This window comes from Nocardia neocaledoniensis (genome assembly GCF_029868625.1).
In the GTDB taxonomy this organism is placed as follows: Bacteria; Actinomycetota; Actinomycetes; order Mycobacteriales; family Mycobacteriaceae; genus Nocardia; species Nocardia neocaledoniensis_A.
Genome location: NZ_JARWOJ010000055.1, coordinates 25,394 through 44,398, shown reverse-complemented (window position 1 = coordinate 44,398; position 19,005 = coordinate 25,394). Strand labels below are relative to the sequence as shown.

The window sequence follows — 19,005 nt, the reverse complement described above, 5'->3', positions numbered from 1 at the left end:
CGGTCCGGATCGGCGTCGAAGCGGGTGACCATGCGTGGCGACAGCGGCCGGCTGTCGTGTAACACGAAATTCGTGTAGCCGCGGCCGGTGTGGGTCGCCGCGCGGGCGTCGTTGGCGGGCAGGGCGTCGGCGGCCCCCATCGGCGCTCCCCCCCCCGGCCTGCCCGCCCGGGGGGGGCGGGTCTTTACCCACCCCCCCGCCCCACCGTTTGTGTACCCAGGATGAGTCGTGGGACTCCGGTGCCCCCGCCCCACGATCTACCGCGCGAACCGGACGAGTTCCTTCGCGATGGCGGGCACGTCGAGCTGCCCCTGACAGACCGCGAGTACGAATGCCTCGGCCCGGTCCACGTCGAACGTCTCGTCCAACGGACAACCGTTGAGGTGCAAGAACACCCACGTCGCATACCAGGCGATCCGCTTGTTCCCGTCGACCAGTCCGTGATTGCGGGCCAGCGACTCCATCAGGGCGGCGGCCTTCTGCCACAGATCCGGATAGGCGTCCTGGCCGAACACGCTCGACTGTGGCCGTGCGAGCGCGGAATCGAGCAGTCCGTAGTCACGGACATCCGGCGTGCCGAGCCGAGCCGCCAATGCCAAAAGCTCGGGCAGGGCCAGATACTGCATCACGCGAGCCTGCGGTTCAGTTCTTCGCTCACTCGCAGGACATGGTCGGCGGCCTCGTTGAACAGCCGCGAACGCTCGTTGATCGCCGCGATGACGGCATCGTGGGCGAACTGCTGCATGCTCCGCCCTTCGGCTTCCGCGCGCTGACGAAGCGCGTCCAGCTCTTCCTCGGTGAATCGCACATTCAGTCCGGCCATATCCCGGATGGTACCGCGCGGTACCGCGCACAACCAGCGTTATCAGTCGCCGGGAGCCGAGGTGAGGTAGCCCTGGATGACCGGGGCGACGTCGGTGACGATGGCGTCGGGGCGCATCGCCACGACCGGGGGTAGGCGCAGGATGTAGCGGCACAGGGCGAGGCCGAGGAGCTGGGTGACCACCAGGCCACCGCGGCGGGGAGCGTCGGCGGGGTCGCCGAAGCGAAGGACTGCGGGCAGGACCTGTTCGGCGAAGATCGAGCGCACGCGGTCGGCGACCTTGTCGTCGGTGATCGCCGAACGCAACAGGATCAGCATGACCGCGTTGTCGTGGCCCTCCCAGATCGCCAGGAAGCGCCGCACCAGCAGCTCACCGAGGGAGTCGGGGTCGGCGGCGGCCAGGTCGGGCAGGTCGAGGTCGATCTGCACGGCCGCGGCGAAGAGTCCCTCTTTGTTGCCGAAATAGCGCATCACCATGGACGGGTCGATCTCGGCGTCGGCGGCGATGGCGCGGATGGTCGCCTTCGCGTACCCGTCGACGGCGAAGCGCGCGCGGGCGGCGTCGAGGATGACGGCCTTCGTGGCGTCGGAGCGGCGGACCGGGGAGTTCTGCTCGGCGGACTTCATGCCAACAAGTGTAGGCCAACAACTGTTGACATCGCGAGCACCTGCCGCTTATCGTTATGCCTACAAGCGTTGGCAAACAAGCGTTGACCAGGAGTCGCAGATGTCCGCCACCCAGCTCCCCGCAACCACTTCCGTCGTCATCGTCGGCGCGGGCCCCGCCGGCCTCACGGCCGCGATCACGCTCGCCGAGGCGGGTATCGACCATGTCCTCATCGATCGGCTGAGCGAAGGCGCCAATACCTCGCGCGCCGCGGTGATCCACGCCAGGACACTCGAGGTGCTGGCCGGCCTCGGCATCGCCGACGAGCTCGTCGCACGCGGCATCAAGGTGCCGACCTTCAAGGTGCACGACGGCGCGAAGACCCTGGCCACCATCGAATTCGGCGATCTGCCGACCGAATTCCCCTACACGCTGATGATTCCGCAGGACGTCACCGAGCAGATCCTGCTCGACCGGCTGCACCGCGCGGGCGGCAGCGTGCACCGGCCGCTCACCGTCACCAGCGTCGACGACGACAAGGCCGGCGTCACAGTCGAATACACCGATGCCGAGGGCACGCCGGGCACCATCACCGCCGACTACGTGATCGGCGCCGACGGCATGCACAGTGTGGTGCGCGAACAGGTGGGTATCGGTTTCACCGGCGACACCTACCCCGCGTCGTTCATCCTCGCCGATGTGCGGATGACCTGGCCGACGCCGCGAACCGAAGTGTCGCTGCACCTTTCGCCCGAGGGCGTCACCGTGGTCGCGCCGCTGCCGGACACGGCGCAGGAGCGCTACCGCGTGGTCGCCACCGTCGACGACGCACCGGAACACCCCACCCGCGCCGACATCCAGGCCCTTCTCGACGCGCGCGGCCCGGCAGGGGCCGTCCACGTCGACGAGGTGCTGTGGAGCTCACGGTTCCGCGTGCACCACCGCGTCGCCGACCACTACCGCGCGGGCCGCGTCCTGCTGGCGGGCGACGCGGCGCACGTGCACAGCCCGGCGGGCGGCCAGGGCATGAACACCGGTATCCAGGACGCCGCCATGCTGGCCGACCTCCTCACGAAAGTCCTCGCGGGTGCGCTGGATTCACTGCTCGACGACTACGAAACCGTCCGCCGTCCGATCGCACTCGAGGTCGTCTCCTTCACCGACCGGATGACCCGCATGGCCACCCTCCAGTCCACTCCCGCCCGCATCGCCCGCAACACCGCCATGCGCCTGCTCACCGGCATCCCCGCCGTCCGCGGCAAACTGGCCTACCAGCTGGCGGAGCTGGCCAACCGCTGAAGACCACGACGACCGGCCATCCTCGCGAGAGAGATGGCCGGTCACTGTTGGCTATACGCGCCCGGTGGACTGTGCCTGAGCGAACGCCTCGACGTCGACCTGCCTGCGTGCGTTCGACAACGCGGTGACGGTGCACGAACCGAGCACGCCGGAACGGTCGTACATGGTCGCGGAAGAGACGGCGATGCCGTTCGCGGCGACGTGGTCACGAGCCTGCAAACCCAGTTCTATCCCCGCAGGCAGCCGGGACAGGGTCATGGTGACGTCGGTATTGATGTAGCCGATGCCCGCAGTACCCCAGTTACAGATGATGTTGGTCAGATCGGCGGCCACGGCGGCGCGCTCGAAGGGCGTGATGGGCGCACCGGAGACCAGGGGCGGAATGTTGTTCCAGCTGGCCTTGCGATGCGCGTTCACGCCGGAGCCGAAATCAGGGGTCCAGTCTTGGGACCCCGACTTGAACAGCGGCATGGAGCCGTGCGGGCGGTCCAGGCGGGTCTCCGGGACGGGCAGGTGCTCGGTGGGCTGCCAGATCTCACCGGGCGGCTCGACAGAGCTCACCAGAAACTGCGCGGTGGCGCGAGCCCGAACCTGTTCGCGCTGTACGACTTCCACGTCGGCCACCCTGATCCGGTTTCCGTCCCGCACGATCGAGCTGCGCAGTTCGATCGGTTCGTTCCAGACCGGGCTGAAGAGGTCGGCCGTGAACCGCGCTGGTACGAACTCCGGTCCGGGGCTGTGGGTTTCGAGTCCGTGCGCGAGAAGACCGCAGATCGCCGTGCCCGCCAGCTGGCTCGACGACCAGGCGCTGACAGCCTTGCGTGCCGCGATGTAGCGACCGGCCTCGTAGGCGAAGAACGCGGGCATGATGTCTCCTCTGTTCAGCGAATCCCAACTAGTAGAACATGTTTCAACCACTCGAGCACTTCCGCGCGCGCACAGACACCAATCGATTTCGTCCAGGCATCGGATCTTGCACGAAATACGTTGTTTCCCAACACTTTACAAGTGATCATGATCACCATCCACACCTGTACGGCGGTGCCATACTTGCGACATGACAAGTGTTGCAACAAGTTCCAGTTCCCACGATGCAACTGCGGGGGCTGTCATGTACGCGGGCCGCGAAGTTCCGTTCGCGCTGCCACCCACCTTCGATTCGCCAGAGGACGAGCGGCAGTTCCGCAAGGAACAGCTGGCGGCCGGGTTCCGGATCTTCGATCGGCTCGGCTTCTCCGAGGGCGTGGCCGGGCACATCACCGTCCGCGACGCCGTGGAGCCGGACACCTTCTGGGTCAACCCGTTCGGCATGGCCTTCGGCCGGATCCGGGCGTCCGACCTGATCCGGTGCGACCACGACGGCAATGTCGTGGAGGGTCGCTTCCACGTGAACCGTCCCGCCTTCGTGATCCACGCCGAGGTGCATCGCGCGCGCCCCGACGCGGTCGCCTCCGCGCACGCGCACTCGCTGTACGGCAAGACTTTCTCGACGCTCGGCATCCCTCTCGACCCGCTCACGCCCGACGCGTGCGCGTTCTTCGAAGACCACGGGATGTACACGAACTTCGGCGGCGTCGCCAACGACGTCGAAGAGGGCAAGCGCATCGCCGAGGCGATCGGGCGGCACAAGGCCGCGATACTGCAGAACCACGGCCTGATCACCGTCGGGAAGTCGGTGGCCGAGGCAGTGTGGTGGTTCGTGACCATGGAGCGGTCGTGCCAGGCACAGCTGCTCGCGATGGCGGCCGGGACGCCGAAGCTGATCGACCGCGAATCCGCACTGAAGGTCCGCGAGCAGACCGGCGGCCACTTCTCCGGCTGGTTCCAGGCCCAGCCGCTGTGGACCCGGATCATGGCATCGGATCCGGATCTGGTCGGCTGACACAGCGCCCCGGGTGGCGGCTGTCCGCCGCCCGAGGCGCTACCAGCTACAGCCAGGGCGACGGCGTACCGCGCCCGCCATGCCCACCGGTGGGCGCGATAGCGGCGATGCGCGCCAGATCATCGGCTGTGAGGGTGACATCGCAGGCCGAGACATTGCGAGCGACGCGATCCGGATTGCGGGAGCCCGGAATCGGGACGACGAAGTCGTGGCGCGCCAGCGTCCAGGCCAGGGCCAGCTGCACGATGTCGATACCCTTGCCGGCGGCCAGTTCGGTGAGCTGATCGACGATGCGCGCATTGCTGTCGTAATTGTCGGAGTTCCACCATGGCATGAGGGTGCGGAAGTCGGACCGCTCATAGTCGCCGGCCGGTTTCGCCGTGCCGGTGAGGAATCCCCGCGCCAACGGCGAGTAGGCGACGAACCCGATACCGAGCTCGGCCAGCATCGGAAACAGCGGTTCGGCGTCCGGGGCGAAGATCGAGTACTCCGTTTGCAACACCGAGATCGGGTGTACGGCATGGGCCCTGCGAATGATCTCCGGGGGCGCCTCCGACAGGCCGAGATACTTCACCTTCCCGGCGTCCACAAATTCGGCCATTGTCGCGACGACGTCCTCGATCGGCACGGCGGGATCGACGCGATGCTGATAGAGGACGTCGATGCTGTCGACCCCCAGATTACGCAGGCTCGCATCGACCACCTCACGAATGTGTTCGGGGCGCGAATCGGTGCCGAACCGGGGAGTGAACCCGAACTTGGTCGCGATCACCACATCATCGCGAAATGGCGCCACCGCGCGCCCGAGCAGCTTTTCCCCCACCCCCCAGCCGTACATCTCGGCGGTGTCGAAATGGGTCACGCCGAGGTCGTAGGCGCGATGGATCGCCGCGATCGATTCGGCGTCGTCGGTGGCTCCGTATCCGACCGCGGTGCCCATCGAACCGTAACCGATCTCGGAGACCTCCAGCCCCTGTGTTCCCAAAGTCCTGTGCTGCATGATTCGTACCCCTCCTCGCATCGACCGAACTGTTCGGCTTTCGCCGCCGACCCCTGTGCGAAAGTCGGCGCACAGCCGAACCCGTACTCTCGATGGAACCACCAAACACGTTGCGCCAGAACATATTTGCGGCGATTGCACGCGCTCGGTGAGATAAGTCACCAAGCCTTGGACGCCCTTGTATTCCATCGATGAAACCGCCCATCATCCACCTATGAGCAAACCTGACGAAGCGGCTGTACACGCCTGGCTGGACGCTGTGAAAAGGCGCGACCTGGATGGGGCGTTGGCCTATTACGCCGATGATGTCGAGAACACCATGGCCCAGCGCGGTTACACCCTGCGCGGAAAAGACCAGCTGCGAAAAGTCCTGGAAACATTCTTCCAGGCGATACCGGACCGGACTGTGACCGTCCGCTCCCTGACACTCGGCGACAACGGCCGGTGCGTAATGGAATACGACCAGGACGGCACCGTCGGTCCGGGCGGAACAGCGGTCGGACTCGAACCGGGTACCCGTTATCACCGTGAATGGTGTGCGGTGGCCGTCTGGCGTGACGGCAGGATTGTCAGCGAACGGGTCTACAACGACTCACCGGACGCATAAGAATGCCGACAGCGGAATGGGCCGGTCGCACCGGACCGGCCCATTCCGTCGGAGTCGTCAGGACGAGCCCGCCTCGGCGTGCTCGTCGGCAGGACGGGAATCCGCGTGCTCCTTGGCCCACCGATAGTCCGGCTTGCCCGCGGGGGAACGCTTGATCTCGTCGACGAACCACAGGCTGCGCGGCTGCTTGTAGGAGGCGATCTCCTGGGCCAGCACCGGCTTCAACTCGGCGAGGGTGGGCCGCTTGCCGTCGCGGCAGTGCACCACCGCGGCGACCCGCTGACCCCACCGGGCGTCCTCCACGCCGATGACCAGCGCGTCGAAGACGTCCGGATGAGCCTTGAGCGCACCCTCGACCTCTTCTGGGTAGATCTTCTCGCCGCCGCTGTTGATGCTCACCGAACCGCGGCCGAGCATTGTGACGGTGCCGTCCTCCTCGACGCGCGCGAAGTCACCGGGAATCGAGTAGCGAACCCCGTTGAACTCCTTGAAGGTCGCCGCCGTTTTCACCGGGTCGTTGTAGTAGCCGAGCGGAATGTTGCCCTTGCGCGCGAGCAGGCCGATCTTCCCGGAACCCGCTTCGACCGGATTGCCCTGCTCGTCGATCACCGCCGTGGAGGCATCGATCTTGACCCGCGGACCGCCGGTGTGGGTGGCACCCTTGGCGACGACCGACAGGCCACCGAACCCGGTCTCCGAGGAACCGATCGAGTCGGTGATCAGCGTGGTCCCCAGCAGCTCGAGGAACTCGTCCTTGAGCGACGGCGAGAAGAGCGCGGCACTGCTGGCCATCGCCCACAGCGTCGAATGCTTGTACGGCTCACCGGTTTCCGGATTTCCGGCCTTCAGCGCGTCGAGCATCGGCCGCGCCATCGCGTCGCCGGTGATGAAGATGATGTTGACGCCGTGGCGGTCGATCGCCTGCCACGCGCCGTGCGGGTTGAACTCGGGCAGCATGACGGCCTTACCGCCGTCGAAGAGGCTGTGGAAGGTGGCGCTCTGCGAACCGCCGTGGATCATCGGTGGGATCGGGTAGCGCACCAGTTGGCCGTTGGCCGCGCCGGTCTTCGCCTGATGCCATTCGTCCTGCACGACGTCGCCGGTGACGAAGTTGACGCCGCCACCGAGCACCCGCCACCAGTCCTCGTGTCGCCACATCACGCCCTTCGGCATACCGGTGGTGCCGCCGGTGTAGAGCATGAAGATGTCGTCGGGTGACCGCTCACCGAAGTCCCGCGCGCCGGTGGCCGAGGCCAGCGCCGCCTCGTACTCCACCGAATCGGCGGCGGTGGGCGTCGCGTCCTCGGTTCCGTCGTTCACGACAAGGACCGTCTTCAGCTTCGGGGTGTTCGGCCGGACCGCGGCGACCTTGTCGGAGTACCGGCGCTCGTGGATCAGGGCGACGAGATCGGAGTTCTCGAAAATGTACTGCAACTCGTTCTCGACGTACCGGAAGTTGATGTTGATCATCACCGCCCGCGCCTTGAACACCGCGACCATCGCCTCGACGGCCTCGATGGTGTTGCGCGAGTAGATTCCGACCTTGTCGCCCGGCTGCACGCCTTGTTCCTGCAGGTAGTGCGCCAGGCGATTGGCTCGGTCCTCCAGCTCGGCGTACGTGACCGAGCGGACGTCGTCGGCCAGCGCGACTCGGTCCGGCACGAGATCGATGGTGTGTTCGACTAGGTCCGCTATGTTGTAGCTCACAAGGACAAAAATAGAACGTGTTACTGTTTCTGACAAGACTGAACGTCAGGAGACATCGAAATGGCCCACTGTCTGGTCGAGAAGCGAGACCACGTCCTCATCGTCACCATGAACCGCCCCGAGGCGCGCAACGCCCTCTCCGGCGAGATGATGGCGATCATGCGCGACGCCTGGGACCAGGTGGACAGCGATCCCGACATCCGCGTCGCGATCCTCACCGGCGCGGGCGGGGCCTTCTGCGCGGGGATGGACCTGAAGGCGATGAGCTCCCAGCATCCCGGGGACACCGCTTCCGCGGGCAGCTGGGACCCGGCTTACCTGCCCGCGCTGTTGAAGGGCAGGCGACTGGCCAAGCCGCTGATCGCGGCGGTCGAGGGCCCGGCCATCGCCGGCGGCACCGAGATCCTGCAGGGCACCGACCTGCGCGTGGCCGGCGAAAGCGCGAAATTCGGTGTCTCCGAAGCCCGTTGGGGCCTGTTCCCGCTGGGCGGTTCCGCGGTGCGGCTGGCCAGGCAGATCCCGTACACCGTCGCCGCCGATCTGCTGCTGACCGGTCGGCACATCACCGCCGCCGAGGCCAAGGAGATCGGCCTGATCGGCCACGTGGTCCCCGACGGCACCGCACTCGACAAGGCCTTGGCGCTGGCGGGCCAGATCGCCGACAACGGCCCGCTCGCCGTCCAGGCGATGCTGCGCACACTGCGCGAAACCGAGGCGATGCCGGAGAACGAGGCGTTCCCGATCGAGGCGAAGATCGGCATCGAGGTGTTCAAGTCCGCCGACGCCAAGGAAGGCCCGCGCGCCTTCGCCGAGAAGCGCAAGCCGAACTTCACCGGTTCCTGACACACCACAGGGCGCCGGCGCTTTGCGCCCGGCGCCCTGTTGGTAATGGGCCTTACTCCCCCGGGTAGTTCATGAAGAACGGCTCCCACTGGTGGCCGTCGGGGTCGATGAAGGTGCGGCCGTGCATGCCGACCTGGGCCTCCTGGGCGCGCTTGTCGTCGTTGGTCTCCTCGGTGCCGCCCGCGGCCAGCGCGGCCTCGGTGAGCGCGTCGACCTCCTCGGCGCTGGCCAGCGACAGCGCGTAGGCCGCGCCGATCGCGCCGGTGGTGTCGGCGATCGGCCGCTTGCTGAAGGTGGTGAAGAAGTCCTTGGTCAGCAGCATCAGGCAGATGTTGTCGTCGACGACGATGCAGGCCGCGTTCTGGTCGGTGAAATCCTCGTTGACCTTCCAGCCCAGCGCCTCGTAGAAGCCCTTCGACCGGGCCAGGTCGGCGACGGGAAGGTTGATGAAGATCATCTTGCTGCTCATGGTCTGAACCTTTCGGGAGCGTCTGTGCTGTCTCGTTCGTGTAGACGCTGCCGCGGCGTCCGATTCATCGGTCGCCGGCGAAGTTCGCGAAATTCATCCGATCGAAATCTTCCCCTGTCGGGTGTCGTACCCCTGTGGCATCGTGAGGAACTATGAGCGACGCCACAACCGCCACCACCGGCCCCGACCCCGAGGTCCTGGCCCAGTTCGAGACGCACCGGCGTGAGTTGTGTGCGTACGCCTACCGCATGCTCGGCTCCTCGTTCGAGGCCGAGGACGCGGTGCAGGAGACCTTCACCCGCGCCTGGCGTTCCTACGATTCGTTCGAGGGGCGGGCGAGTCTGCGTTCGTGGCTGTACAAGATCGCCACGAACATCTGTCTGGACATGCTGGACCGGCCGCAGAGCCGGGCCCGCCCGATGGATCTCAACGGCCCGGGCAGACCGGATTCGCCCCTGCCCGCGCCGCAGCCGGACTACGTGTGGATCGAGCCGATCCCGAACGGGCTGGCCTTCGGCGCCGACCCGGCCGAGCACGCCTCGACCAAGGACACCCTGCGCCTGGCCTTCGTCGCCGCCTGCCAGCACCTGCCCGCCACCCAGCGCGCGATCCTGATCATGCGCGAGGTGCTGCGGTTCTCCGCGAGCGAGACCGCCGAGGCGCTGATGATGTCGCCCGCGTCGGTGAACAGCGCCTTGCAGCGCGCGCGGGCCACCATGTCGAAGGTGCAGCCGACCGTCACCGACGGCTTCGACGAGTCGGATCCCGAGCAGCGCAAGCTCATCGACGATTTCGTGAAGGCCTTCGAGGCCTACGACATGGACGCGCTCACCACGCTGCTGAAAGCCGACGTGGCGCTGGCGATGCCGCCCTTCGAGCTCTGGATCTCCGGGCCGGAGAACGTGGCCGCGTTCATGCTCGGCACCGGTGCGGCCTGCCGCGATTCGCGGATGGTTCCGCTGGAAGGCGCCAACGGGCTGCCCGCCTTCGGCCACTACAAGCCGAGCGAGGAGCCGGGCGTCTGGGTGCCGTGGTCGATCACCGTGCTCGAGCTCGAGGGTGGCACCATCTCGGGCCTGAACTTCTTCCTCGATACGCAGAAGTTGTTCCCGCTCTTCGGGCTCGCGCCGGAGTGGCGCGAAGCCGTCTGAGCGGGAACCACTTTCACAGCAGGCGGCGCTTGTACAGCTTGCCGTTGGGATCGCGGGGCAGCTCCGCTCGGTATTCCACCGAGCGGGGCAGCTTGTACTTGGCGAGCTGACCGGCCGCGAACTCCAGGATCTCGGCGGTGAGCGCCTCGTCGCCCTCGGCGCCCTCGACCGGCTGGACGAACGCCTTGACCTGCTGGCCCCAATCCGGGTCCGGCACACCGAGAACCGCCACGTCGGCCACCTTCGGGTGGCTCATCAGCACGCCCTCGATCTCGGCCGGGTAGATGTTCACGCCGCCGGACAGGATCAGGTCGGAGCGGCGGTCGCAGAGGAACAGGTAGCCGTCCTCGTCGAGGTAGCCGATGTCGCCGACGGTGAACAGGTCACCGACGCGCGATTCCTCGGTCTTCTCCTTGGCGTGGTGGTATTCGAAGCTGGAGGCGCCCATCCTCATGTAGACCATGCCCTCTTTGCCCGCGGGCAGCTCGGTGCCGTCGGTCTCGTCGAGGATCTTGATGACCGACCACGGCCACGCCTTGCCGACCGAGCCGGGCTTGTTCAGCCACTCGGTCCCGTTGATCACCGTGCCGCCGCCCTCGGTGGCGGCGTAGTATTCGGTGACGACCGGGCCCCACCAGTCGAGCATCTGCCGCTTGGTCTGCTGCGGGCACGGCGCCGCGCCGTGCACCATGCTGCGCAGGGAGGACACGTCGTAGCGGGCGCGCACCTCCTCGGGCAGCGCGAGCAGGCGGTGGAACTGGGTAGGCACCATGTGGCTGTGGGTCACCTTGTGCCGCTCGATCAGCGCGAGCATGTCCTCGGGATCCCACTTGTCCATGAGGACCAGCTTGTGGCCCATCTGGATCGAGATGGTCGAGAAGTTCAGCACGGCCGTGTGGTAGAGCGGCGAGCCACAGATGTGCACGTGGTCGTCGTAGGGGGCGAGTTCGAACAGGGCGAAGAAGGCCTTGTTCGGTGCGGGGACCTGGTCGGGATCGGCGCCGGTCAGCGGGCGGCGAACGCCCTTGGGGCGGCCGGTCGTTCCGGACGTGTAGAGCATCGGCGCGCCGACCGAGCGCTCGTCGGGGCGGCCGGTGTCGGCGGCGCCGAGCCACGAGACGGGCCGGAAGCCCTCGATGGTGCCCGCCGAGAAGCGGGCGTCGGCGGGCAGTTCGGCGAGCTCGGCGGCCTCGGCGGCGGTGGCGGCGAACCGCTCACTGGCCAGGAAGGCCGATGCCTCACTGTCACCGAGGATGTAGGCGATCTCGGGCGCGGTCAGATGCCAGTTGACCGCGACGATGTACAGGCCCGCCTGGTAGGCGGCGAAGTACGCGGCGATCGCCTCGACACCGTTGTGCAGCATGCTGACGACCACGTCGCCGGTGCGCAATCCGATGCCGCGTAGCCCGTTGGCGTAGCGGTTGGCGAGGGTGGCCAATTCTCGATAGCTGATCTCCCTGCCGTCCGGGTCGACGACGGCGATCCGCTCGGGATCGGCCGCGGCGATATTCCACAGTCCGAGGACTTCCGTTGTCTGCTGGCTGCTCACCCTATCGAATTTAGAACGTGTTCTAAGTCGATACAAGGGTTTGGAGACGACGCATCTGATCGACATCCGAAACCGAGATCAGCATCATCGTCACCCCGGCGTCCTCCCATTCCTTCAGCCGCGACCGCACATGCGCCTCGTCGCCGAAGATCGCGGTGTCGGTGATCAGCTCGTCGGGGACCGCCGCGGCCGCCTCGGCCTTGCGGCCCGCCTGGAACAGCGCCGAGATCTCGTCGACCTCCGCGACGTAGCCCATCCGCTTGTAGACCTGGGCGTGGAAGTTCAGCTCGGGCGCGCCCATGCCGCCGATGTAGAGCGAGGTCACCCAGCGCATCCGCTCGATCTCGCCCGCCGGGTCGTCGGTGAGGACCACCTGGGCGCTGGCCGCGATCTCGAAATCGGCCCTGCTCCGCCGGGCGCCCGCCCGGGCGAAGCCCTCGTCGAGCCATTCGTTGTACATGCCGGCCAGGCGCGGGGCGTAGTAGATCGCGAGCCAGCCGTCGGCGATCTCGGCGGTCTGCGCGACGTTCTTCGGGCCCTCCGCACCGAGCCAGATCGGCAGGTCGGCGCGCAGCGGATGCACGATCGGCTTGAGCGGCTTGCCGAGTCCGGTCGCGCCGGGACCGGTGTAGGGCAGGCCGTAGTGCTTGCCGTCGGAGGTCACCGGCGCCTCGCGGGCCAGCACCTTGCGCACGATGTCGACGTATTCGCGCGTGCGCCGCAGCGGCTGGGCGAACGGCTGGCCGTACCAGCCCTCCACCACCTGCGGCCCGGAGACGCCGAGGCCGAGGATGGCCCGGCCGCCGCTGAGGTGATCGAGAGTGAGGGCGTGCATCGCGGCCGCGGCGGGCGTGCGCGCCGACAGCTGCGCGACGGAGGTGCCGAGGCGTACCCGCTCGGTCTTCGAGCCCCACCACGCCAGCGGCGTGAACGCGTCCGAGCCCCAGGACTCGGCCGCGAACACCGCGTCGAACCCGGTTTCCTCGGCCGCGACGACGAGCTCACCGGCGTTCGCCGGGGGCTGCGCGCCCCAGTATCCGAGTTGCAGTCCGAATTTCATGACCGACGCCCTTTCCGGCGAATCCTTGCCAGCAGAATAAGAACCTGTTCTACTCGATATCGTGACCCAGGGGAATACCGCAGTGGAAGTATTGAGTGCACCCCTACGGGTGCAGTTCGACTACACCAGGTCCGTCGGACCTGTCATCGGCGCCTTTCTGACCGGACTGCGCGAACGCCGGATACTCGGCGTGCGTGGCAGCGACGGCCGGATTCTGGTGCCCGCGCAGGAATACGACCCGATCACCTCGGCCCCGCTGGCCGAGCTGGTCCAGGTCGAGCCGACCGGCACGGTGAAGTCGTGGACATGGGTGGCCGAGACGCTACCGGGGCAGCCGTTCGATCGGCCGTTCGCCTGGGCTCTGGTCCAGCTGGACGGCGCCGACACGGCCATGTTGCACGCGCTGGACGTGACCGACCCGAGCCAGGTGAGCACCGGCATGCGGGTGCGCGTGCGCTGGGCCGACGAGCGCGGCGGCACGATCCAGGACATCGCCTGCTTCGAGCCGGGCGAGGCCGCCGAGGCCGCCGCGCCTGCCGAGGACACCGCCGAGCCGGTGACGATTCTGACCACGCCCGTCGACATGAGCTACAAGCACACCGCCTCTCCGCAGGAGAGCGCCTACCTGCGCGGACTGGCCGAGGGCAAACTGATCGGCGGACGTTCCGAAGCGGGCGGCCGGGTGTACTTCCCGCCGCGCGGCGCCAATCCGACCGACGGCACGCCGACCGACGACCTGGTCGAACTGCCCGACAAGGGCACGGTGACCACCTTCTGCATCGTGAACGTGCCGTTCCTCGGCCAGCGGATCAAGCCGCCGTACGTCGCCGCCTACGTGCTGCTCGACGGCGCCGACATCCCGTTCCTGCACCTGGTCCTCGGCTGCGAGGCCTCGGAGGTGCGGATGGGCATGCGGGTCGAGGCCGTGTGGAAACCGCGCGAAGAGTGGGGCCACGCCCTGGCCAATATCGACCACTTCCGGCCGAGCGGCGAGCCCGATGCCCCGTACGAGTCCTACCAGCACCACCTCTGAGAGGCGACGTTGAGTACACCAGAAATCGCGGTGGTCGGGTTCGCCCACGCACCGCACGTGCCGGAGACCTTCGGCACCACCAACGGCGTCGAGATGCTCGTGCCGTGCTTCCAGCAGCTCTACGCCGATCTCGGCATCACCAAGTCCGACATCGACTTCTGGTGCTCGGGCTCCTCGGATTACCTGGCGGGCCGGGCGTTCTCGTTCATCTCCGCGGTCGACGCGATCGGCGCGGTGCCGCCGATCAACGAGTCGCACGTGGAGATGGACGCCGCGTGGGCGCTCTACGAGGCGTGGGTGAAGCTGGTCTCCGGCCAGGCGCAGACCGCGCTCGTCTACGGCTTCGGCAAGTCGTCGGCGGGCACCCTGCGTCAGGTCCTGACCAGGCAGCTCGACCCGTATCTGGTCGGCCCGCTGTGGCCCGACGCGGTCTCGGTCGCGGGCCTACAGGCACGCGCCGGGCTGGACGCGGGTCGCTGGACCGAACGGGAGATGGCCGCCGTCGCCGGCGGTGACATCGAATCCCTGCTCGCCACACCGTATGTCGCCGACCCGCTGCGCGCGCACGACATCGCGCCGATCACCGACGGCGCCGCCGCGGTCGTGCTGGCGGTCGGCGATCGGGCCAGGGAGCTGTGTGAGCGTCCCGCGTGGATCACCGGAATCGCGCACAACATCGACGCGCAGGCACTCGGTGGCCGCGATCTGACCCGCTCCCCCTCCACCACCAGGGCCGCCGCGGCGGCGACCGGCGGTGACACCACCTTCGACCTGGCCGAACTGCACGCGCCGTTCAGCCATCAGCAGCTGATCCTGGCCGAGGCGATCGGGCTTTCTCCCGAGACTCCGGTCAACCCCTCCGGCGGCGCGCTCGCGGGCAACCCGATGTTCGCGGCGGGCCTGGAGCGCATCGGCAACGCCGCCAAGGCCATCTTCTCCGGCACCGCCAACCGGACCCTCGCTCATGCGACCAGCGGCCCCGCGCTGCAGCAGAACCTGGTCGCCGTTCTGGAATCGGAGGCACGATGAGCTTCCCCGCCGCGGTGCTCGGCACCGGCCAAACTCATCACGTGACGAAGCGCACGGACGTGTCCATGGCGGGCATGTGCCGTGAAGCGATCGATCGCGCGCTCGAAGACTCGGGCCTGACCATCGACGACATCGACGCCGTCGTCGTCGGCAAGGCGCCGGACTTCTTCGAGGGCGTGATGATGCCCGAGCTCTATCTCGCCGAAGCTCTCGGCGCCATCGGCAAACCGCTGCTGCGCGTGCACACCGCGGGCTCGGTCGGCGGGTCGACCGGCGTCGTCGCCGCCAATCTGGTGCAGGCGGGCGTGCACGGCAAGGTCCTCGCCATCGCGTGGGAGAAGCAGTCGGAGTCGAATGCCATGTGGGCGTTGTCGATTCCGGTGCCGTTCACCATGCCGGTCGGCGCGGGCGCGGGTGGCTACTTCGCCCCGCACGTGCGCTCCTACATCCGCCGCTCCAACGCCCCGACGCACATCGGCGCCATGGTCGCGGTGAAGGATCGCCGCAACGGCGCGAAGAACCCGCTCGCGCATCTGCACCAGCCCGACATCACCCTGGAATCGGTGCTCGCCTCCCAGATGTTGTGGGACCCCATCCGTTTCGACGAGACCTGCCCCTCCTCCGACGGCGCCTGCGCCCTGGTGATCGGCAATGCCGAGGCCGCCGCGGCGGTCGAGGCCCAGGGCAAGAAGGTCGCCTGGGTGCACGGCACCGCGATGCGCACCGAGCCGACCACCTTCTCCGGTCGCGACCAGGTCAATCCGCAGGCGGGTCGCGACGCGGCCGCCGCGCTGTGGAAGTCGGCCGGGATCACCGACCCGCTCGACGAGATCGACGTCGCCGAGATCTACGTGCCGTTCTCCTGGTTCGAGCCGATGTGGCTGGAGAACCTCGGTTTCGCCGCGGAGGGCGACGGCTGGAAGCTCACCGACAAGGGCGAGACCGAGATCGGCGGCCGCATCCCGGTGAATCCGTCCGGCGGCGTGCTCTCCTCCAACCCGATCGGCGCCTCCGGCCTCATCCGCTTCGCCGAGGCGGCCAAGCAGGTGATGGGCCGGGCGGGCGACTACCAGGTGGCCGACGCGCGCAAGGCCCTCGGCCACGCGTACGGCGGTGGCTCCCAGTACTTCTCGATGTGGGTCGTGGGAAGCGAGCGCCCGGAATGAAGTTCACCCTCGGGGTCGCGCTGAGCCCGCTCGACCAGCTCACCGAGCTGGCCAAGACGGCGGAGGAATGCGGCTTCGCCTCCATCGGCCTGCCGGATTCGCTGTTCTATATGAAGTCGCAGTCGGCCGACTATCCGTACACCCCGGACGGCAGCCGCTTCTGGGGCCCGGACACGCCCTGGGTCGATCCGCTGATCGCGGCCGCGTCCATGGCCGCGGTGACCACCGACCTGCGGTTCTACACCAATGTCCTCAAGCTGGGCTCGCGCAATCCCCTGCTGCTGGCCAGGCAGGTCGGCTCGATCGCAAACATGTCCGGCAACCGCTTCGGGTTCGGCATCGGGATCGGGTGGGCGCCTGAGGAATTCGAGTGGTGCGGGGTTCCGTACGCCCGCCGCGGCGCCAGGGTCGACGAGATGATCGAGGTCATCCGGCTGGTCCTGGACGGCGGCATGGTCGAATTCCACGGCGAATTCTTCGATTTCGACGAGCTGCAGATGAGCCCGGCGCCGAGCGAGCGGGTGCCGTTCTACATCGGCGGGCACACCGGTCCGGCGCTGCGCCGGGCCGCCCGCATCGGCGACGGCTGGACCTCGGCGATGATGAAGTTCGACGACCTGGTCGCCACCATCGGCACCCTGCGCGACCTGCGCGCCGAGTACGGCCGGTCCGAGGAACCGTTCGAGATCCAGTCGGTCTGCATCGACAAGTTCGGCCGCGACGGCTACCAGGATCTGGCCGACGCCGGCGTCACCGACAACATCGTGGTGCCCTGGTTGTCCGACGGCATCGGGTTCGACGGCGAGCTCGAGGCCAAGCAGGACTCGCTGCGCAAGTTCGCCGAGAAGTACATCGCCGATCCCATCGTCGCGAGGACCGCCGCATGAGTGAAATCACGGTCGACAAGTCGGCGCGCGCCGCCGGGCTGGCCTCGCAGGCCGCGGTGCGGGCCAAGGACAAGGCGGCCTGGGTCGCCCTGTTCGCCGCCGACGGCATCGTCGAAGATCCGGTCGGCCCTTCGGGTTTCGATCCCGAGGGTGTCGGCCATCGCGGTCACGAGGCCATCGGCGCGTTCTGGGACAAGGCGATCGGGATGACCGATTCGATCGAGTTCCTCTTCGAGGACTCGTTCGCCTGCGGCAACGAGATCGCCTTCACCGGCATGATCCGCACGACCATGGCGGGCCACGTGATCGACGCCGAGGGCGTGTTCACCTACCGGGTCGACGCCGAGGGCAAGATCGCCGCGCTGCGTGCGTTCTGGGAGGTCGACCGTGCGATGGCGACCACTCGCAAGGTTGCCTGAACGACGAAAAGACGTCAGCCCCCGTTCCGTTCGGTACCGGGGCTGACGTCTTTCGGTACTCAGTGGGCGACCGGGCAGCCCTGGGTCTTGTAGTCGACCGGGAGCTCCTTGATGCCGTTGAGCCAGCCCGAGTGCAGCCGCTTCGGCTTGCCGATCTTGGTGATGTCGGGCAGGTGGTCGGCGATCGCGTTGAAGATCAGGTCGATCTCGAGCCGGGCCAGGTTCGCGCCGACACAGAAGTGCGCACCGGTGCCGCCGAAGGACAGGTGCTGGTTGTCCTGGCGCATGATGTCGAACTTCTCCGGGTTCTCGAAGACGTCCTCGTCGAAGTTGGCCGACCGGTACAGCATCACCAGACGCTGCCCCTTCTTGATCTGCACGCCGTTGAGCTCGGTGTCCTCCAGCGCGGTGCGCTGGAACGAGGTGACCGGGGTGGCCCAGCGGATGATCTCGTCCACCGCGCTGGCGGGCCGCTCCTTCTTGAACAGCTCCCACTGGTCGGGGTTCTCCATGAACGCGATCATGCCGTGGCTGATGGCGTTGCGGGTCGTCTCGTTGCCCGCGACCGCGAGCACGATGACGAAGAAGCCGAACTCCTCCGGCGTGAGCGCCTCACCGTCGACATCGGCCTCGATCAGCGTGGTGACCAGGTCGTCGGCCGGGCAGGCCTTGCGCGCTTCGGCCATCTGGTAGGAGTAGCCGAGCAGTTCCATCGACGCCTTGACCGGGTCGACGTCCACATTGTCGGGGTCGTCGTAGCCGGTCATGTCGTTGGACCATTCGAAGACCTTCATCCGGTCCTCCTGCGGCACGCCGATCAGCTCGGCGATGGCCTGCAGCGGCAACTCGCAGGCGACCTGGGTGACGAAGTCGCCCGAGCCGGACTCGGCGGCGGCCTTCACGATCTTCTCGGCGCGCGCCGACAGTTCGGCGCGCAGCCCGTTGACCGCGCGCGGGGTGAAGCCCTTGGCGATCAGCTTGCGGAGCTTGGTGTGCTCCGGCGCGTCCTTGTTCAGGATGACGAAGCGCTGCAGTTCGATCTGCTCGCGCTGGATGTCGTCGTTGAAGCGCGGGATCGCGGTGTTCTCGTAGGTGGAGAAGACGTCGCTGCGACGCGACACCTCCTTCACGTCGGCGTGCTTGCTCACCACCCAGAAGCCGTCATCGTGGAATCCGCCGACGTCGGGCGACTTGGGGTTCCACCAGATCGGGGCCGCCCGCCGCAACTCGGCGAACTCCTCCGTCGGAACACGCTCGGCGTAGATAGCGGGGTCGGTAACGTCGAACCCGTCCGGCAGGTTCGGCCGGCCCGTGGCTTGCCCAGGGGCGGCTTGTGCGGTGCTCGGATCTACCACCAGATGTCTCCTTCGACAAACTGAAACACGTTCTACAATCATTCAAGCACAGCGGCTGCCGTGACGAAAGAACCTCGCGGTTTTACCCTGGGCTAGAGACCAGAACTTGTTGCAGTTAC

The 19,005-nt window shown here is 67.4% G+C and carries 20 protein-coding genes; 10 read left to right on the top strand and 10 right to left on the bottom strand.

Going from position 1 to position 19,005, the window contains the following annotated elements; genetic code table 11:
• Window positions 1–257: 257 nt before the first annotated feature.
• From QH270_RS03250 to QH270_RS03240, 3 genes are read right to left on the bottom strand one after another with little or no spacing between them, the layout of a single operon-like run.
• On the bottom strand, window positions 258–629 hold the full coding sequence (locus tag QH270_RS03250; RefSeq protein WP_432420285.1) for a type II toxin-antitoxin system death-on-curing family toxin: 372 nt from the start codon (window positions 627–629) through the stop codon (window positions 258–260).
• Window positions 626–823, bottom strand: coding sequence for a plasmid mobilization protein (locus tag QH270_RS03245; protein WP_280338823.1), 198 nt, complete (start codon window positions 821–823; stop codon window positions 626–628). Before QH270_RS03245 ends, QH270_RS03250 begins: the two co-directional genes overlap by 4 nt.
• A 42-nt stretch (window positions 824–865) precedes the next feature.
• Window positions 866–1,450 carry a TetR/AcrR family transcriptional regulator gene (locus tag QH270_RS03240; RefSeq protein WP_280338822.1) on the bottom strand — a complete coding sequence of 195 codons (585 nt, stop codon included), beginning with the start codon at window positions 1,448–1,450 and terminating at the stop codon, window positions 866–868.
• Between the two features lie 100 nt (window positions 1,451–1,550).
• Between QH270_RS03240 and QH270_RS03235 the strand changes: the two genes are divergently transcribed.
• On the top strand, window positions 1,551–2,729 hold the full coding sequence (locus QH270_RS03235; protein ID WP_280338821.1) for an FAD-dependent oxidoreductase: 1,179 nt from the start codon (window positions 1,551–1,553) through the stop codon (window positions 2,727–2,729).
• Window positions 2,730–2,780: 51 nt separating this feature from the next.
• On the opposite strand, the gene QH270_RS03230 is transcribed toward QH270_RS03235, so the two are convergent.
• Window positions 2,781–3,596, bottom strand: a complete 816-nt coding sequence (locus QH270_RS03230; protein WP_280338820.1) for an acyl-CoA thioesterase domain-containing protein — start codon at window positions 3,594–3,596, stop codon at window positions 2,781–2,783.
• 190 nt (window positions 3,597–3,786) lie between these two features.
• Here QH270_RS03230 and QH270_RS03225 point away from each other — a divergent pair, with 190 nt between their 5' ends.
• Window positions 3,787–4,611, top strand: a complete 825-nt coding sequence (locus QH270_RS03225; protein ID WP_280338819.1) for a class II aldolase/adducin family protein — start codon at window positions 3,787–3,789, stop codon at window positions 4,609–4,611.
• 46 nt (window positions 4,612–4,657) lie between these two features.
• On the opposite strand, the gene QH270_RS03220 is transcribed toward QH270_RS03225, so the two are convergent.
• Window positions 4,658–5,611 (bottom strand): aldo/keto reductase, encoded by a 954-nt coding sequence (locus tag QH270_RS03220; protein ID WP_280338826.1) that lies wholly within the window; start codon window positions 5,609–5,611, stop codon window positions 4,658–4,660.
• A gap of 214 nt (window positions 5,612–5,825) precedes the next feature.
• Here QH270_RS03220 and QH270_RS03215 point away from each other — a divergent pair, with 214 nt between their 5' ends.
• Window positions 5,826–6,218, top strand: coding sequence for a nuclear transport factor 2 family protein (locus tag QH270_RS03215; RefSeq protein WP_280338818.1), 393 nt, complete (start codon window positions 5,826–5,828; stop codon window positions 6,216–6,218).
• A 57-nt stretch (window positions 6,219–6,275) separates the two neighbouring features.
• Here QH270_RS03215 and QH270_RS03210 read toward each other — a convergent pair whose 3' ends face one another.
• Window positions 6,276–7,925, bottom strand: coding sequence for an acyl-CoA synthetase (locus tag QH270_RS03210; RefSeq protein ID WP_280338817.1), 1,650 nt, complete (start codon window positions 7,923–7,925; stop codon window positions 6,276–6,278).
• Window positions 7,926–7,985: 60 nt separating this feature from the next.
• On the opposite strand from QH270_RS03210, the gene QH270_RS03205 reads away from it, so the two are divergent.
• The gene (locus QH270_RS03205; protein WP_280338816.1) at window positions 7,986–8,768 is read left to right on the top strand and encodes a crotonase/enoyl-CoA hydratase family protein; all 783 of its coding nucleotides are present in this window, start codon (window positions 7,986–7,988) and stop codon (window positions 8,766–8,768) included.
• A gap of 52 nt (window positions 8,769–8,820) precedes the next feature.
• Here QH270_RS03205 and QH270_RS03200 read toward each other — a convergent pair whose 3' ends face one another.
• Window positions 8,821–9,237 carry a VOC family protein gene (locus tag QH270_RS03200; RefSeq protein WP_280338815.1) on the bottom strand — a complete coding sequence of 139 codons (417 nt, stop codon included), beginning with the start codon at window positions 9,235–9,237 and terminating at the stop codon, window positions 8,821–8,823.
• Window positions 9,238–9,389: 152 nt separating this feature from the next.
• On the opposite strand from QH270_RS03200, the gene QH270_RS03195 reads away from it, so the two are divergent.
• Window positions 9,390–10,388, top strand: a complete 999-nt coding sequence (locus QH270_RS03195; protein ID WP_280338814.1) for a sigma-70 family RNA polymerase sigma factor — start codon at window positions 9,390–9,392, stop codon at window positions 10,386–10,388.
• A gap of 13 nt (window positions 10,389–10,401) precedes the next feature.
• Here the strand turns inward: QH270_RS03195 and QH270_RS03190 are convergent, their stop codons facing one another.
• Together QH270_RS03190 and QH270_RS03185 are read right to left on the bottom strand one after the other, a co-directional pair.
• Window positions 10,402–11,937, bottom strand: coding sequence for an acyl-CoA synthetase (locus QH270_RS03190; RefSeq protein WP_280338813.1), 1,536 nt, complete (start codon window positions 11,935–11,937; stop codon window positions 10,402–10,404).
• Between the two features lie 22 nt (window positions 11,938–11,959).
• Window positions 11,960–12,997: an LLM class F420-dependent oxidoreductase gene (locus tag QH270_RS03185; protein WP_280338812.1), complete on the bottom strand. Its 1,038-nt coding sequence runs from the start codon at window positions 12,995–12,997 to the stop codon at window positions 11,960–11,962.
• Between the two features lie 61 nt (window positions 12,998–13,058).
• Here QH270_RS03185 and QH270_RS03180 point away from each other — a divergent pair, with 61 nt between their 5' ends.
• Genes QH270_RS03180 through QH270_RS03160 form a run of 5 tightly spaced genes read left to right on the top strand, consistent with a single transcriptional unit; the run spans window position 13,059 to window position 17,531 of the window.
• Window positions 13,059–14,030, top strand: coding sequence for a Zn-ribbon domain-containing OB-fold protein (locus QH270_RS03180; protein ID WP_280338811.1), 972 nt, complete (start codon window positions 13,059–13,061; stop codon window positions 14,028–14,030).
• A 9-nt stretch (window positions 14,031–14,039) separates the two neighbouring features.
• Window positions 14,040–15,059, top strand: coding sequence for a thiolase domain-containing protein (locus QH270_RS03175; RefSeq protein ID WP_280338810.1), 1,020 nt, complete (start codon window positions 14,040–14,042; stop codon window positions 15,057–15,059).
• Window positions 15,056–16,225, top strand: coding sequence for a thiolase domain-containing protein (locus QH270_RS03170; protein ID WP_280338809.1), 1,170 nt, complete (start codon window positions 15,056–15,058; stop codon window positions 16,223–16,225). Before QH270_RS03175 ends, QH270_RS03170 begins: the two co-directional genes overlap by 4 nt.
• Window positions 16,222–17,112: a TIGR03619 family F420-dependent LLM class oxidoreductase gene (locus QH270_RS03165; protein WP_280338808.1), complete on the top strand. Its 891-nt coding sequence runs from the start codon at window positions 16,222–16,224 to the stop codon at window positions 17,110–17,112. The genes QH270_RS03170 and QH270_RS03165 overlap by 4 nt, the downstream gene beginning before the upstream one ends.
• Window positions 17,109–17,531 carry a nuclear transport factor 2 family protein gene (locus QH270_RS03160; protein ID WP_280338807.1) on the top strand — a complete coding sequence of 141 codons (423 nt, stop codon included), beginning with the start codon at window positions 17,109–17,111 and terminating at the stop codon, window positions 17,529–17,531. The genes QH270_RS03165 and QH270_RS03160 overlap by 4 nt, the downstream gene beginning before the upstream one ends.
• Window positions 17,532–17,590: 59 nt before the next feature.
• On the opposite strand, the gene QH270_RS03155 is transcribed toward QH270_RS03160, so the two are convergent.
• Window positions 17,591–18,886, bottom strand: a complete 1,296-nt coding sequence (locus QH270_RS03155) for a cytochrome P450 (protein WP_280338806.1) — start codon at window positions 18,884–18,886, stop codon at window positions 17,591–17,593.
• Between the last annotated feature and the right edge of the window lie 119 nt (window positions 18,887–19,005).